Origin of the sequence: Intrasporangium sp. DVR (assembly GCF_040365325.1) — a bacterium.
Taxonomy (GTDB): Bacteria; Actinomycetota; Actinomycetes; order Actinomycetales; family Dermatophilaceae; genus Intrasporangium.
The window spans coordinates 90,436-105,855 of record NZ_BAABZW010000015.1; the positions used below are offsets into that span (position 1 = coordinate 90,436).

The 15,420-nt window shown below is 69.9% G+C and carries 14 protein-coding genes; 9 read left to right on the top strand and 5 right to left on the bottom strand.

The genetic code is table 11. The features are described 5' to 3' along the window. Window positions 1–94: 94 nt before the first annotated feature. Complete coding sequence (locus ABWV20_RS11485) at window positions 95–1,534, bottom strand: aspartate aminotransferase family protein (protein WP_353355294.1); 1,440 nt, start codon at window positions 1,532–1,534, stop codon at window positions 95–97. Then, window positions 1,531–1,995, bottom strand: a complete 465-nt coding sequence (locus ABWV20_RS11490; RefSeq protein ID WP_353355295.1) for an Lrp/AsnC family transcriptional regulator — start codon at window positions 1,993–1,995, stop codon at window positions 1,531–1,533. The genes ABWV20_RS11485 and ABWV20_RS11490 overlap by 4 nt, the downstream gene beginning before the upstream one ends. A gap of 113 nt (window positions 1,996–2,108) precedes the next feature. On the opposite strand from ABWV20_RS11490, the gene ABWV20_RS11495 reads away from it, so the two are divergent. From ABWV20_RS11495 to ABWV20_RS11525, 7 genes are all read left to right on the top strand, one after another. Then, window positions 2,109–3,557, top strand: a complete 1,449-nt coding sequence (locus ABWV20_RS11495; RefSeq protein ID WP_353355296.1) for a gamma-aminobutyraldehyde dehydrogenase — start codon at window positions 2,109–2,111, stop codon at window positions 3,555–3,557. 135 nt (window positions 3,558–3,692) lie between these two features. Further along, window positions 3,693–4,964: an ABC transporter substrate-binding protein gene (locus ABWV20_RS11500; RefSeq protein ID WP_353355297.1), complete on the top strand. Its 1,272-nt coding sequence runs from the start codon at window positions 3,693–3,695 to the stop codon at window positions 4,962–4,964. Next, window positions 4,964–6,082 (top strand): ABC transporter ATP-binding protein, encoded by a 1,119-nt coding sequence (locus ABWV20_RS11505; RefSeq protein ID WP_353355298.1) that lies wholly within the window; start codon window positions 4,964–4,966, stop codon window positions 6,080–6,082. The genes ABWV20_RS11500 and ABWV20_RS11505 overlap by 1 nt, the downstream gene beginning before the upstream one ends. Next, the gene (locus ABWV20_RS11510) at window positions 6,075–7,001 is read left to right on the top strand and encodes an ABC transporter permease (protein WP_353355299.1); all 927 of its coding nucleotides are present in this window, start codon (window positions 6,075–6,077) and stop codon (window positions 6,999–7,001) included. Before ABWV20_RS11505 ends, ABWV20_RS11510 begins: the two co-directional genes overlap by 8 nt. 1 nt (window position 7,002) lies before the next feature. Continuing rightward, window positions 7,003–7,806 (top strand): ABC transporter permease, encoded by an 804-nt coding sequence (locus ABWV20_RS11515; protein WP_353355300.1) that lies wholly within the window; start codon window positions 7,003–7,005, stop codon window positions 7,804–7,806. Window positions 7,807–7,812: 6 nt separating this feature from the next. After that, window positions 7,813–9,090, top strand: coding sequence for a saccharopine dehydrogenase family protein (locus ABWV20_RS11520; RefSeq protein ID WP_353355301.1), 1,278 nt, complete (start codon window positions 7,813–7,815; stop codon window positions 9,088–9,090). Window positions 9,091–9,138: 48 nt separating this feature from the next. Further along, window positions 9,139–10,608: an NAD-dependent succinate-semialdehyde dehydrogenase gene (locus ABWV20_RS11525; protein WP_353355302.1), complete on the top strand. Its 1,470-nt coding sequence runs from the start codon at window positions 9,139–9,141 to the stop codon at window positions 10,606–10,608. Between the two features lie 48 nt (window positions 10,609–10,656). Here ABWV20_RS11525 and ABWV20_RS11530 read toward each other — a convergent pair whose 3' ends face one another. Next, complete coding sequence (locus ABWV20_RS11530) at window positions 10,657–11,937, bottom strand: tyrosinase family protein (RefSeq protein ID WP_353355303.1); 1,281 nt, start codon at window positions 11,935–11,937, stop codon at window positions 10,657–10,659. Between the two features lie 190 nt (window positions 11,938–12,127). Between ABWV20_RS11530 and ABWV20_RS11535 the strand changes: the two genes are divergently transcribed. After that, entirely contained in the window at window positions 12,128–13,201 is a 1,074-nt protein-coding gene (locus ABWV20_RS11535) for a DnaB-like helicase C-terminal domain-containing protein (RefSeq protein ID WP_353355304.1), read from the top strand. Window positions 13,202–13,227: 26 nt separating this feature from the next. On the opposite strand, the gene ABWV20_RS11540 is transcribed toward ABWV20_RS11535, so the two are convergent. Then, window positions 13,228–13,575, bottom strand: a complete 348-nt coding sequence (locus tag ABWV20_RS11540) for a barstar family protein (protein WP_353355305.1) — start codon at window positions 13,573–13,575, stop codon at window positions 13,228–13,230. After that, window positions 13,572–14,081, bottom strand: coding sequence for a guanyl-specific ribonuclease (locus ABWV20_RS11545; RefSeq protein ID WP_353355306.1), 510 nt, complete (start codon window positions 14,079–14,081; stop codon window positions 13,572–13,574). Before ABWV20_RS11545 ends, ABWV20_RS11540 begins: the two co-directional genes overlap by 4 nt. Before the next feature lie 75 nt (window positions 14,082–14,156). Between ABWV20_RS11545 and dxr the strand changes: the two genes are divergently transcribed. Then, window positions 14,157–15,404, top strand: coding sequence for a 1-deoxy-D-xylulose-5-phosphate reductoisomerase (gene dxr, locus ABWV20_RS11550; RefSeq protein ID WP_353355307.1), 1,248 nt, complete (start codon window positions 14,157–14,159; stop codon window positions 15,402–15,404). The last annotated feature ends 16 nt before the right edge of the window (window positions 15,405–15,420 follow it).

Sequence of the window (15,420 nt, forward strand, 5' to 3'; positions counted from 1 at the left end):
CACACCCGGTTGCGGCGCGCCTGGGCCGCCTACAGGCGGCCCAGGCAGTCGGTATCCGGGTGTGTTGCGGGGGAAGGCGGTGTGCTGGAGCGGGTCAGAGGTGGTTCTCGGCCTCCGTGAGGACCGAGCGCAGCCGGGACTCGATGTCGTCGAACTGCTCCTGGCCCATGATCAGCGGCGGGGCGAGCTGGACGACGGGGTCGCCCCGGTCGTCGGCGCGGCAGTAGAGCCCGGCGTCGAAGAGGGCCTTGGAGAGGAAGCCGCGCAGGAGACGCTCCGACTCCTCGTCGTTGAACGTCTCGCGCGTCGTCTTGTCCTTGACGAGCTCGATCCCGTAGAAGTAGCCGGCGCCCCGGACGTCACCGACGAGGGGCAGGTCGAGGAGCCGGTCCAGCGTGGCCTTGAAGGCGGGTGCGTTGTCCTTGACGTGCTGGTTCAGCCCCTCGCGCTCGAAGATGTCGAGGTTGGCGAGGGCCACCGCAGCCGAGACGGGGTGCCCGCCGAAGGTGTAGCCGTGCGGGAAGTAGGTCGTGCCCTTCTTGAACGGCTCGAAGAGGCGCTCGCTCGCGATCATCGCGCCGATCGGGGAGTAGCCGCTCGTCATGCCCTTCGCGCAGGTGATGATGTCCGGCTGGAAGCCGAAGTCGATGCTGGCGAACATCGAGCCGATGCGCCCGAACGAGGTGATGACCTCGTCGGCGACCAGCAGGACGTCGTACTCGTCGCAGATCTCGCTGACCCGCTCGAAGTAGCCCGCCGGCGGCGGGAAGCAGCCGCCGGAGTTCTGCACCGGCTCGAGGAACACGGCGGCGACGGTGTCGGGCCCCTCGAACTCGATCGCCTCGGCGATCCGGTCCGCCGCCCACCGGCCGAAGGCCTTCTCGTCGTGGCGCAGGTGCTCCGGCGCCCGGTAGAGGTTGGTGTTGGGCACCTTGTGCGCTCCGGGCACGAGCGGCTCGAACATCTCCTTGGCGGCAGGGATGCCCGTGATCGAGAGGGCGCCCTGGGGCGTGCCGTGATAGGCCACCGCCCGCGAGATGACCTTGTGCTTCGTCGGCTTGCCGGTCAGCTTGAAGAACTGCTTGGCGAGCTTCCACGCGGACTCGACCGCCTCGCCGCCGCCGGTCGTGAAGAAGACGCGGTTGAGGTCGCCCGGGGCGTAGCCCGCCAGCCGCTCCGCCAGCTCGATGGCGCTCGGGTGGGCGTAGGACCAGAGGGGGAAGAACGCGAGTTCGCGCGCCTGCTTGGCCGCGGCCTCGGCGAGCTCCTCGCGCCCGTGGCCGACCTGGACCACGAAGAGGCCAGCGAGGCCGTCGATGTACTCGTTGCCCCGGTCGTCCCAGATCTTCCAGCCGTCCCCCTTGGTGATGATCGGGACGGCGTGCCCGAGCCCGCCGGAGCCGGGCTCCTCGAAGACCGAGTGGCGCGTGAAGTGCATCCACAGGTGGTCGCGGGCCGCGTCAGAGAGCAGCGTGCCGGCCGGTGTGCGCCGGTCCGACGAGGGCTCCCAGACGTCGTTCGGGTTGAGTGTCATCGTGTACCCCAGTTGTAGAGCTGCTTGTTCAGCTTCAGGTAGACGAACGTCTCGGTCGCAGTGACGTTCGGGAGGGTCCGGATCCGCTTGGTCAGCAGCTCCAGGAGATGGTCGTCGTCCTCGCAGACGACCTCGGCGAGGATGTCGAAGCTGCCGGCCGTCGTGACGACGTAGTCGACCTCGTCCATCGTGGTGAGGGCGTCGGCGACCTCGGTCATGTCTCCGGAGACCCGCAGGCCGATCATCGCCGACCGCAGGAACCCCACCTGGAGCGGGTCGGTGACGGCGACGATCTGCATGACGCCCGCGTCGAGGAGGCGCTGGACCCGCTGGCGCACGGCCGCCTCGGAGAGCCCGACCTCGGTGGCGATCGACGCATACGACTTGCGCCCGTCATGCTGCAGCTGCTCGATGATCGCCTTGGACACGGCATCGAGGTTGGCGCTCGGCTTCGTGGGCATGGCCTGATCTTGACGGGTGGATCGCGCGGTTGGCAAGCACTCGCACGACGGATTCCGAAGATGGTTGGACAGATCTATTCCGAATCAGGAGGTCCGGTGGTTAGAGTGCGCGCATGACTTCCGAGGTTCGCCAGCTCCGCAACTTCATCGGTGGCCAGTACGTCGACAGCGACGCCGGGACCACGACCGACATCGTCAACCCGGCGACGGCGGCGGTCGTCGCGAAGGCGCCGGTCAGCTCCGCGGCCGACGTCGACCGCGCCTACGCCGCAGCGGCGAAGGCCTTCGGGACGTGGGGGGACACGACGCCGAGCGAGCGGCAGCAGGCACTGCTCAAGTTCGCCGACGCGATCGAGGCCCGCGCGGAGGAGTTCGTCCGCCTCGAGGGCGACAACACCGGCAAGCCCCACGCGCTGACGGCGTCGGAGGAGGTGCCGCCGATGGTCGACCAGCTGCGCTTCTTCGCCGGCGCGGCGCGGGTGCTCGAGGGCCGGGCGGCCGGTGAGTACATGGCCGGCCACACCTCGTGGATCCGCCGGGAGCCGATCGGCGTCGTCGGGCAGGTCACGCCGTGGAACTACCCGATGATGATGGCGATGTGGAAGATCGCGCCGGCGCTCGCCGCGGGCAACACGGTCGTCCTCAAGCCGTCGGACACGACTCCCGAGACGACCCTGCTGCTCGCCGAGGTGGCCTCGGAGTTCCTCCCGGAGGGGACGTTCAACGTCATCACCGGCGACCGTGAGACGGGCCGACTGCTCGTCGAGCACGACACACCCGCGCTCGTCGCGATCACCGGATCGGTCCGGGCCGGGATGCAGGTCGCCGAGAGCGCCGCCCACCGGCTCAAGCGGGTGCACCTCGAGCTCGGCGGGAAGGCGCCGGTCATCGTCTTCGACGACGCGGACATCGAGGCTGCGGTCGAGGGGATCGCGGGCGCCGGCTACTTCAACGCCGGGCAGGACTGCACGGCGGCGACCCGCGTTCTGGCCGGTCCGCGGATCCACGACGACTTCGTCGCGGCCCTCGGTGAGTACGCCGCCTCGTCGGTCAAGGTCGGCATGCCCGAGGACCCCGATGCGGCCTTCGGCCCGGTCAACAACCCGAACCAGGTCGCCCACGTCTCCGGCTTCATCGACCGGCTCCCGGACCACGCCCGGATCGTCGCGGGCGGCTCGCGGGTCAAGAGCCTCGGCGAGGGCTACTTCTTCGAGCCGACGGTGCTCGCCGGCCTCGAGCAGGAGGACGAGCAGATCCAGAACGAGATCTTCGGCCCGGTGATCACGGTCCAGCAGTTCACCGACGAGGACCGCGCGGTCGCCTGGGCCAACGACGTCAGGTACGGCCTCGCCTCGAGCGTCTGGACGAGGGACTTCGGGCGCGCGATGCGGGTGAGCAAGCGCCTGGACTTCGGGGCCGTCTGGATCAACACCCACATCCCGATCGTCGCCGAGATGCCTCACGGGGGTTTCAAGCACAGCGGCTACGGCAAGGACCTGTCGATGTACGGGTTCGAGGACTACACGCGCATCAAGCACGTGATGGCCAACATCAACTCATGAGCCAGTGAGCCGGTCGTGAGCAGTCATTGAGCCGTATGCCGCTGGGCTCGCTCCCACGGCCAGCTGACCTCGGGAGCCAGCTCAGCGGCATACGGACTCGTCCACACCCCTTCACTTCACCCCTGGGAGCCCGTCATGGACAACTCGAACCGCCCGCTCGCGGGCATCGACAAGCACGACAACCTCGCCTTCCGCGCCGCCCTGGCCAGGGGCCTCGTGAGCCGGCGATCGGCGATGCTCGGCGCCGCCGGGCTCAGCGCTGCCGCATTCCTCGCCGCCTGCGGCTCGGAGGGGCGCAACCCCTCGACACCGGGGACCGGAGGCGCCAGCGCCACGTCCGCCGCCCCGACCGCGAAGGCGGCGCAGGACATGAGCGACACGGAGAAGATCGTCAACTGGTCCAACTGGACCGAGTACATCGACGTGACCGACGACGGCAAGTCGCGCCCGACGATCGACGCCTTCACCAAGAAGACGGGGATCGAGGTCAACTACACCGAGGACTACCTCGACAACGACGAGTTCTACGCGAAGGTGCGACCGCTGCTCGAGGGCGGGCAGGACACCGGTCGGGACGTGTGGTGCTCGACCGACTGGCTCGTCGCCCGCCTGATCCGCCAGGGCTACGTGCAGAAGCTCGACCTGGCCAACATCCCCAACGCCGCCAACCTCGAGGACTCCCTCAAGAACGTCGAGTTCGACCCCGGCCGTCTGTACTCGCTGCCGTGGCAGAGCGGCTTCGCCGGGATCGGCTACAACCTCAAGGCGACCGGGGGCAAGAAGATCGAGTCGATGACCCAGCTGCTGACCGACCCGGCCCTCAAGGGCAAGGTCACGTTGCTCACCGAGATGCGCGACACCGTCGGGCTCGTCCTGCTCGAGCAGGGCAAGGACCCGGCGAGCTTCACCGACGCCGACTTCGACGCCGCGATGGAGATGATCCAGCAGGCGAAGGACTCCGGCCAGATCCTCAAGTTCACCGGCAACGAGTACACCGACGGGCTGGCCAAGGGCGACATCGCCGCCTGCGTCGCGTGGACGGGCGACGTCGTCCAGCTCCAGTTCGACGACGAGGACATCCAGTACGCCCTGCCGGAAAAGGGCTTCATGATCTGGTCCGACAACTTCGTCATCCCCGCGATGGCCCGGCACAAGAAGAACGCCGAGATGCTCATCGACTACTACTACGACCCGAAGGTCATGGCCGAGGTCGCCGCGTGGGTCAACTACATCCCGCCGGTGAAGGGGGCTCGGGACGAGCTCGTCAAGATCGACGCGGAGCTCGGCGACAACCCGCTCATCGCCCCGAGTTCGGAGGTGCTGAGCCGGTCGCACGTCTTCCGCGGCCTGACGCCTGACGAGGAGACGAAGTACAACCGGGCGTTCCAGTCCATCGTCACGGGCTGATGGCGGAGTCCCACAAGGGCGACCTGCACCTGGTCGGCCTGACCAAGACCTTCGGCACGTTCACCGCCGTCGAGCCGATGGACCTGACGATCCCGCAGGGGTCGTTCTTCGCCCTGCTCGGTCCGTCCGGGTGTGGCAAGACGACGACCCTGCGGATGATCGCTGGGCTCGAGGCTCCGACGGCCGGCACGATTCGCATCGGGGACCAGGACATCACGGCGAGGAAGGCGCACCAGCGCAACGTCAACACCGTCTTCCAGTCGTACGCCCTCTTCCCGCACATGTCGGTCCTCGACAACGTCATGTTCGGGCTGAAGCGCCGCGGGGACAAGGACGCCCGGAGCAAGGCCCTGGAGGCCCTCGAGCTCGTCCAGCTCGAGGGCCTGGGGGCCCGCAAGCCGACCCAGCTCTCCGGCGGCATGCAGCAGCGGGTGGCCCTGGCCCGCGCGCTGGTCAACCGGCCTGACGTCCTGCTCCTCGACGAGCCCCTGGGCGCGCTCGACCTCAAGCTGCGCCGGCAGATGCAGATCGAGCTCAAGCGGATCCAGCAGGAGGTCGGCCTGACGTTCATCCACGTCACCCATGACCAGGAGGAGGCCATGACGATGGCCGACACCATCGCGGTCATGAACGCCGGCCACGTCGAGCAGATCGGCGACCCCGCGACCCTCTACGAGCAGCCGCGCTCGACCTTCGTCGCCAACTTCCTCGGCCAGTCCAACCTGCTGCGCGCCAAGGTGGTGCCCGGCTCCGGGCGCGGCGGGGTCACCATGGTGCGCAGTCACGACGTCGACCTCGAGGTCGACGAGAAGCACCTGCCCGACGGGGTGAGCGACGTGTGGCTCGGGGTGCGCCCGGAGAAGCTGCGACTCGGCGAGTCGGGCGGCCCGAACCGGCTGCGCGGCACCGTCCGTGACGTCTCGTTCACCGGCGTGGCGACGCACTACATCGTCCACCTGCCGTGGGGGCGCGAGCTGACGGTGGTCCAGCAGAACGACGGGTCCACGCGAGCCAGGCTGGGTGAGGACGTCACCGTCTCGTGGGCCGCAGAGCACGGCTTCGCTCTCGACGCCTCGCAGGACGCCGACGCCGGCGCGATCATCGATGACGATGTCTGAGGCGACGGCACCCGCCCCGCCGCTTCGCCCGACCGGGTCGGCGCCGCCGGACTCCGCGCGTGGCACCTGGGTGCCCTACGCGCTGCTGCTTCCCGGCCTGCTCTGGCTGCTGGTGTTCTTCGTCCTGCCGATGATCACCCTGGGCTCCCAGTCCCTCCAAGAGGGCAACATCGACGAGGGCTACGTCTTCACCGGCAACGTCGGCATCTATGCGGACGCGCTGGGCCGCTACTGGCCGCACATGGTCCGCTCGCTGAGCTACGCCGGCCTGGCGACGGTGCTCGCCCTGCTGCTCGGCTACCCCCTGGCCTACTTCATCGCGCAGAAGGCCGGACGGTGGAAGAACGTCGTCCTCGTCCTGGTGATCGCCCCCTTCTTCACGAGCTTCCTGATCCGGACGCTCGCCTGGAAGACGATCCTCTCCGACAACTGGGTCGTCACCCAGTGGGCGCAGCAGCTGGGCATCACCGACGTCCTCCAGGCGATCGGCCTCACGTCGACGGACTCCCTGCTCTTCTCACCGTTCGCCGTGGTGATGGGCCTGACCTACAACTTCCTGCCGTTCATGATCCTGCCGCTCTACGCCTCGCTCGAGCGGCTCGACCCCCGGCTGCTCGAGGCGGCCAGCGACCTCTACGCCACCCCCTGGCAGGCCTTCCGTCGGGTCACCTGGCCGATGTCGCTGCCGGGTGTCGTGGCCGGCACGCTGCTCACCTTCATCCCGGCCAGCGGCGACTTCATCAACGCCCGGCTGCTCGGCAACACCCAGACGACGATGATCGGCTCGGTCATCGACAGCCAGTTCCTGCGGGTCCTCGACTACCCGCTCGCGGCGGCCCTGTCGTTCGTCCTGCTCGTCATCATCGTCACCCTCGTCGCCCTCTACGTCCGCAAGGCCGGCACCGAGGAGCTGCTCTGACATGACCCTGGTCAACTGGATCCGGCGCCACCTCATCGCCTTCGCGGCCCTGGTGGTCCTCGTCTACCTCCTCGTGCCCAACGTCATCGTCGCGGTCTTCTCCTTCAACGACCCCGAGGGCAAGTTCAACTACAACTTCAACCGGTTCTCCACCGAGGGGTGGACCAACCCGTGCGGCACCTCCGGCATCTGCGACGCGGTGGGCCTCAGCCTGCGGATCGGGATCACCGCCTCGCTCGTCGCCACCGTGCTCGGGACGATGATCGCCTTCGCGCTCGGCCGTTACCGCTTCCGCGGCCGGTCCGGCACCAACCTGCTCATCTTCATGCCGATGGCGACCCCCGAGGTCGTGATGGGCTCGAGCCTGCTGACCCTCTTCCTCATGATGGGCCTGCCCGTGGGCCCCCTCGCGATCCTCATCGCGCACATCATGTTCTGCATCTCGTTCGTCGTCGTCGCCGTCAAGGCACGGGTCGCCACCCTCGACCCCCAGTTGGAGGAGGCGGCCGCAGACCTCGGCGCCACCCCGTTCCAGACGTTCCTGCGAGTCACCCTGCCGCTCACCGCCCCCGGCATCGCCGCCGGCGCGCTGCTCGCCTTCTCGCTCAGCTTCGACGACTACATCATCACCAACTTCAACGCCAGCCCGAGCTCGATCACCTTCCCGATGTATGTCTGGGGCGCGTCGGCGCGCGGCGTGCCGGTCCAGGTCTACGTCATCGGCACCGTGATGTTCCTCATCGCCCTGACCGTCGTCATCGGCGGCCAGGTCGTCAGCAACCGACGCAACCGACAGGTGGCCTGATTCTCCATGCGGGTTCTCATGATCGGCGCCGGAGGCGTCGGTGACGCCGCCGCCCGGATCGCAGCCGAACGCGGCTTCTTCGACCTCTGGGTGGTGGCCGACTACGACGTGGCGCGGGCCGAGCGGACCGTGCGGGAGGTGACCCAGCGGCATACGACCCACTCGTTGCCCGGGGACCCGAAGCGCTTCGTCGCGGCCCAGGTGGACGCGTCCGACGCGTCGGCGGTGACGGCGCTCGCTCGCGAGCACGGCGCGACCCACGTGTTCAACGCCGTCGACCCCCGCTTCGTCCTGCCCATCTTCGAAGGGGCCCTGGCTGCCGGGGCCGACTACCTCGACATGGCGATGAGTCTCTCCCGCCGGCACCCGACGGACCCGCACGGCACCGTCGGGGTCAAGCTCGGCGACGAGCAGTTCGCCCAGGCCGAGCAGTGGGAGGCGGCCGGCCGGCTCGCGCTCGTCGGCATCGGCGTCGAGCCCGGCCTCTCCGACGTCCTCGCCCGCTACGCCAGCGACCACCTGTTCAGCGAGATCGACGAGCTCGGCACCCGAGACGGCGCCAACCTCGTCGTCCACGACGCGGACGGCAACGAGATCTTCGCGCCGAGCTTCTCGATCTGGACGACGATCGAGGAGTGCCTCAACCCGCCCGTGGTGTGGGAGAAGGACCGCGGGTGGTTCACCACCGAGCCGTTCAGCGAGCCGGAGGTCTTCGACTTCCCGGAGGGCATCGGGCCGGTCGAGTGCGTCAACGTGGAGCACGAGGAGGTCCTCCTCATGCCGCGCTGGATCGACGCCAGGAGGGTCACCTTCAAGTACGGCCTCGGCGACGAGTTCATCGGCGTGCTCAAGACGCTCAACACCCTCGGCCTCGACCGGACCGAGAAGGTGCGCGTCCCGAGCTCCGCCGGCCCGGTCGAGGTCTCTCCCCGCGACGTCGTCGCAGCGTGCCTGCCCGACCCGGCGACGATCGGCCCGCAGATGACGGGCAAGACGTGTGCCGGGGTCTTCGTGACCGGCACCGGCACCGACGGCCGCCCGCGGCGGACCTACCTCTACCACGTCGTCGACAACGAGTGGTCGATGGCGACCTACGGTGCCCAGTGCGTCGTCTGGCAGACCGCCGTCAACCCGGTCGTCGCCCTCGAGCTGCTCGCCCGGGGCACCTGGAGCGGCAGCGGCGTCCTCGGCCCGGAGGCCTTCGATGCAGAGCCGTTCCTCGAGCTGCTCGCGGCGCCCAAACCGGCCGGCTACGAGTCCCCGTGGGGAGTGGAGGACCGATGAGGCGGCGGAGCCCCGTCGCCCGACGAACGACAGATCTAGGCTGAACGCATGACAGCAGTGACACAGCAGTCCGTCATCGACTCGGTGCCCAAGGGCCTGTTCATCGCGGGGGAGTGGCGCGACAGCTCCGACGGCTCCACCCTCGCCGTCGACGACCCGGCCACGGGAGAGATCCTGACCCACGTGGCCGACGCCACGGTGGAGGACGGCCGGGCCGCGCTCGATGCCGCCGTCGCCGCCCAGGCCGACTGGGCCCGCACGCCGCCGCGCGACCGCGGGGAGCTGCTGCGCGCCGCCTACGAGAAGATCGTCGAGCGGGCCGACGAGCTCGCCATGCTGATGACGCTCGAGATGGGCAAGCCACTGGCCGAGAGCCGCGCCGAGGTCGTCTACGGCGCCGAGTTCTTCCGCTGGTTCTCCGAGGAGGCGGTCCGGGTCCACGGCCGCTACAGCGTCGCCCCCAACGGCGCGACGCGCCTCCTGACGATGAAGCAGCCGGTCGGTCCCACCCTGATGATCACGCCGTGGAACTTCCCGCTGGCCATGGGCACCCGCAAGATCGGCCCGGCCATCGCGGCCGGCTGCACCATGGTCGTCAAGCCGGCGGGCCAGACCCCGCTGACGATGCTCGCCCTCGCTGACCTGCTCGACGAGCTCGGCCTGCCCAAGGGAGTCCTCAACGTCATCACGACGGCGCACGGGCGCACCGGAGCCGTCATGGAGCCGATCATCCGCGACCGCCGGCTGCGCAAGCTGACCTTCACCGGGTCGACGGCGGTCGGCCAGAAGCTCATCGAGCAGGCGGCCGAGGGTGTCCTTCGGGTGTCCATGGAGCTCGGCGGGAACGCCCCCTTCCTGGTCTTCGACGACGCCGACCTCGACCGCGCCGTCGACGGAGCCATGCTCGCCAAGATGCGCAACATGGGTGAGGCGTGCACGGCGGCCAACCGGTTCTACGTCCACGAGTCGATCGCCTCGGAGTTCTCCGAGCGACTGGCCGGGCGGATGGGCGCCCTGCGACTCGGCCGGGGCACCGAGGACGGTGTCGACGTCGGCCCGCTCGTCGACGAGAAGTCGCGCGACAAGGTCCAGTCCCTCGTCGACGACGCCGTCTCCAAGGGTGCGCGTGTCATGGTCGGGGGGAACGCCCGGGACGGGGCCGGCTGGTTCTTCGAGCCGACCGTTCTCGCAGACGTGCCGATCGAGGCCGACCTGTCGCAGGAGGAGATCTTCGGGCCGGTCGCGCCCGTGACCACCTTCCGGACCGACGAGGAGGCCATCCGCCTCGCGAACAACACCCAGTTCGGCCTGGTCGCCTACCTGTTCACGCGCGACCTCTCCCGGGCCATCACGACGAGCGAGGCCCTCGAGTACGGCATGGTCGGGGTCAACCAGGGGATCGTCTCCAACCCCGCCGCGCCCTTCGGTGGTGTCAAGACCTCCGGGGTGGGGCGCGAGGGCGGCTTCGAGGGCATCGAGGAGTACCTCGAGACCAAGTACGTCGGCCTGGCTCTGTGAGAGCTCCGCAGCTGACGGGCCTCGCCGGGGCGCAGCCCGTCCCCTGAGTCAGTCCGTCTCCAGCCTGACCTCGCCGATGGGGAGATCCTTGAGCGGTCTGCCATCGACGTCGACCGCCACGAGTCGCAGGGTCAGCTCGTCCGCCTCGGCATCCGTGCGGCCCATGGCGGGTGCGAGCTCGAGCTCGAGGTCGATGCGCTCCTCTACGTGCTGCACCTCACCGCCACCCCTCTGATGGCGCTGGGCATGCCCGTCATGGTCGTGGGTGTGGCCGAGCCGCGCACATTCCCGGCACTGGTCGGTGTCGGCTCCTGAGTGCCCCGGCGGCGGCACCGGTTGAGTGCTGTCGAGGTCGGCGTGGCCGGCGAAGAGTGCGATGGTGCCGGCGAAGGCCGGGTTGCCGATCGTGGGGGTACGGTCGTCGGCCCCGGGGTCGCCGACGAAGACCCGGATCTCGGCCGACCGGGACATCGGGACGCTGCCGTCGACGACGAGCCTCGCCGACGGGGTGCCGCTCCGCATCTCCCGCGGCAGCTTGAGGATGACGGTTTCCCACAGCCGGATGGGCGGCAGGAAGAAGCACCACCGCCGGTAGCGATACCCCATCGCCACGGTCGACTCAACGTCCGAGCCGACCTGCCACTGCGTCGAGAAGGGGCGGTTGAACGGTGCCAGCGGCCAGGTTGCCTCACCGGGTGGCAGGGCTGCCGGGTGAGTGGCCTGCCACTGAGCCCACAAGCGGTCCACGGTGGCGTGGTGGAGATAGAAGATCGGGTCGAAGGCGGCCTCGGGCACGTTCGACATGTCACCGCCCGTCCGGACGTGGACGCCGCCGTGAACGGCGTTGACCTGGTTCTGGAACGACACGAAGTCGGCCGCCCCCAGTGCCGTCTGCGCCTGGCTGGCCAGGTCGTCGTAGGGCGTGGTGTCGATGTCCGACCGGCGCGAGGTCATGCCGCCGGTGCGGGCGGGACCCGCGAAGAGCGGATTGGCGACCGTCACACCGGCCCGGTTGACGTACGTCGCGTCGCGGCAAGCCGCCGGCACCCCGGTGGACGGGCCCGACGACCAGTCCCAGTAGGGGAGGGTGACGTCGCAACGGACCGCCCGGAGGGCGTCCTCGAAGGCCATCAGGTAGGCGCGGTGCCAGGTGAAGAAGCCGGGCGCCCCATGTCTGCAGTAGCTCGTCGGCGGTCCGCCATGGAAGCCCGCGAGGTTGGCGAAGCCGTGAGGATGACTGGCAGGCAAGGCGTACAGCCCCGCTAGTGCTTCGCGCAGGTCGTGCAGCTGCTCGCTCGACAGGCAGTCGATGTTGGGTCTGGTGCGCATTCCGGCTCCCGTTCAGGTGTCGTGCGGGCTGCTCCAGCCCGCCGTGGAGGCGACGCGTTTCAGAGAGTGGCGTCGGGACTGCTGATACAGGGGAGGCCACCCCGCCGCGATCTGGACCTGAGCCGCGGGCGACTCGACCGATGCCGGGGAACGGCCACGCGGCCGGGCTCCCGTGTGGTCGAATCGGCGCATGGCGACTGCGGCAGGACACGGCCCGACCGGCACGAGCACCTCCCTCCACTCGGTGAGCAGCCTCCTGACCGAGGTCGACCACGTGCTCCAGCGGGGTCTGGCACCGGGGGCCACGGTCCACCCCACCGGCTTCGCGGCCCTCGACGCCACGCTGACCGGCGGGTTCCGCTCGGGCGAGCTCATCCTCGTCGGCGGCCCGGCGGGCAACGGCAAGACGACGATCGGCTTCCAGTTCGCGCGCAACGCGGTCGCGGCCGGAGGAAGCGCACTCGTCTTCTCCTACGAGCACGAGGCCCACACCCTCCTCGAGAGGCTCATCTCGATGGAGGCGATGGAGGCGATGGAGGCGATGGAGGGGTTCGAGGGCGCCGGGGCCGTCGACAGCTTCGGGATCAGCAACGCAGCCGACGTCCACTCCGTCCGGCGGGCCCTCGAGGCGGGTTCCGGCGGGGCGCCGCTCAGTGCGCTTCTCACCGGCCTGCCGGGTGGGGCCGAGGCACAAGCGGCCCTGGCCGGGTACGGCGACCGCCTGCACATCCATGAGGCGTCCGGCGCGACGACGACACTCGACGAGATCAGCCACGTCGTCCGGGAGGTGACGGCGGCCGGAGGTAGAGCGCCGCTCGTCCTCGTCGACTACCTCCAGAAGGTGCCCGTCCCCGGTGCGGCGGAGGACGAGCGCACGACCGTGGCGGTCGAGGGCCTCAAGGACCTGGCACTCGAGGTCGGCGCCCCCATCGTGGCGATCTCCGCCGCGGACAAGGACGCGCTCGCCTCAGGCCACCGGATGCGCACCCACGACCTGCGCGGCACCTCGTCGCTCGCCTACGAGGCCGACGTGGTGCTCATCCTCAGCGACAAGGTCGACGTCGTCTCACGCGAGCACCTCGTCTACGACCTCGGCAACGTCCAGCGCTTCCGCGGCTGGACCGTCCTCACGGTGGAGAAGAACCGCCACGGGCGCGGGCACGTCGAGCTCGAGTTCGCGAAGGACTTCGAGCACGGTCGGTTCCACACGCAGGGCAACGAGGTGCGCGAGCGGCTCATCGACGAGCGTCTCTTCACCACCTGAGCAGCCGCCAGCCGGTGCCGTCGCGCTCAGCGGTCGATGACCGTGAGACCGAGGTCGTCGCGCTCGTCGGCGACCTGCTCGAGGATGTCGACGACCGTGGCATACGTCTCCGGGTCCCGGTCGCGCAGCTCGTGGGTGTGGTCCCAGACGAGCTGGAGGTGGCGGCCCTCGTCGGTGGACAGCTCCCGCAGCGCGTCGACGAGGGCATCCCAGTTGTGGCCGAACCACGGCGGCAGCCCCAGCGCGTGAGCGAACTCCTCCAGCACCGAGCGCTTGTCCGTGCCCGCGCGCACGATCCGCACATCGGCTCCGTGACCGATGAGGGAGATGAGGTGGTCGTCGACCTCGTCGTGCCTGCCGAGGAACGTCGTCATGGGCCCTCCCGGATCCGGCTGAACGAGGCGTAGTGGTCGTCGGTCCAGTACTTCTCGCCCGCGGCGCCCGTGATGATGCGGCGGGGGCCGCGGTCGTCGGAGCCCGGGGTCTCGACGGTGAACTCGCGGTAGTAGCCGCGCGGCTGGGCGGGCAAGAGGCGCTCGCGGTTCTGGAAGGTCTGGTTGTCGCTGCGCGGGTAGGGGAACGGGCCGCCGGCTGCGATGAGCGCGAGCGTGTCACGGGCCTCGGGGGGAAGGTCCGACTCCTCGATCCAAGGGAGCCCCGACGCGGGGTCCGTCGTGCCGTCAGTGGGCTCCGACGATGCCGTATGCCGCTGGGTCGGCTCAGCGCCTGACGTGACGGTGGCGCTCCGGCTGAGCGGCCCGCCGACGGGGCCGGCCCCTGTCTGCCCCGGGCCGGCGGCGCGGGCGACCAGCCAGACGGCGAGCACGACACTGACGACGAGCAGGACCAGCAGGAGTGGCCGTCGTGTCGTGTCTCGCACGCCCTCATCCTGCCCGACCGGGGTCGTGCGTGCCCGGGGAGTCACGTCGTCGGCCGGGTGGGGGAGGATGGCGGCGTGACCGATGCGCCCGCCTCTGCCCCGCCGCGCCCCCGTCGCGTCATCCTGCTCGGCTCCACCGGTTCGATCGGGACGCAAGCCCTCGATCTGGTGCGGCGCAACCCGGACCGTTTCGAGGTCGTCGGCCTCTCTGCCGGCGGCAACCTCGGGCTGCTGGCCGAGCAGGCCGTCGCCCTTCGGGTGCCGGTCGTCGCCGCTGCCAGCGCCACTCCGGAGGAGCTGGCGGCCGCGATCGCGAGCGCCGCCGCCGCCACCCGGCCACCCACCTGGGGCAGCGGGGGAGCGGGAGCGAGCCCAGCGGCATACGACCCGGAGCTGTTGACCGGGCCCGACGCGAGCTCTGCCCTGGCCGCCCGCCCCGCCGACGTCGTCGTCAACGGCATCACCGGTGCGATCGGCCTCGAGCCGACCCTGGCCGCCCTCCGCGCAGGCACCACCCTCGCGCTCGCCAACAAGGAGTCGCTCATCATCGGCGGTCCGCTCGTCAAGGCGCTGGCGGCTCCGGGCCAGATCGTGCCCGTCGACAGCGAGCACTCCGCGATCGCCCAGTGCCTCCGCGGCGGGCGCGCGGAGGAGGTGCGGCGGCTCGTCGTGACGGCGAGCGGCGGCCCGTTCCGCGGGCGCACCCGCGCCGAGCTCGCCGGTGTGACCCCGGAGCAGGCGCTCGCCCACCCGAACTTCGCCATGGGGCGGGTCATCACGACGAACTCCGCCACGCTCGTCAACAAGGGCCTCGAGGTCATCGAGGCGCACCTGCTCTTCGACATCCCCTTCGACCGCATCGACGTCGTCGTCCACCCGCAGCAGATGATCCACTCGATGGTCGAGTTCGTCGACGGTTCGACGATCGCCCAGGCCGGCCCGCCGCGGATGCTCGTGCCGATCGCCCTGGGGATGTCCTGGCCGGAGCGGATCGCCGACGCCGACGTGCCGTGCGACTGGACGAAGGCGCAGTCGTGGGAGTTCGAGCCGCTCGACGACGAGGCCTTCCCGGCGGTGGCGCTGGCCCGGCGGGTCGGGGAGGCGGGCGGCACGTGGCCGGCCGTCTACAACGCCGCCAACGAGGTCGCCGTCGACGCGTTCCATGAGGGTCGGCTGAGCTTCGTGGGCATCGTCGACACCGTGGCGGCCGTCGTGGACTCGTATGCCGCTGAGCCCGGTTCCAGCCTCTCCGACCTCACGCTCGACGACGTCCTCGCCGCCGACGCGTGGGCCCGGGAAGCCGCCCGGGCCCGCCTCACCTGACCGCCGCCTCGGCCAT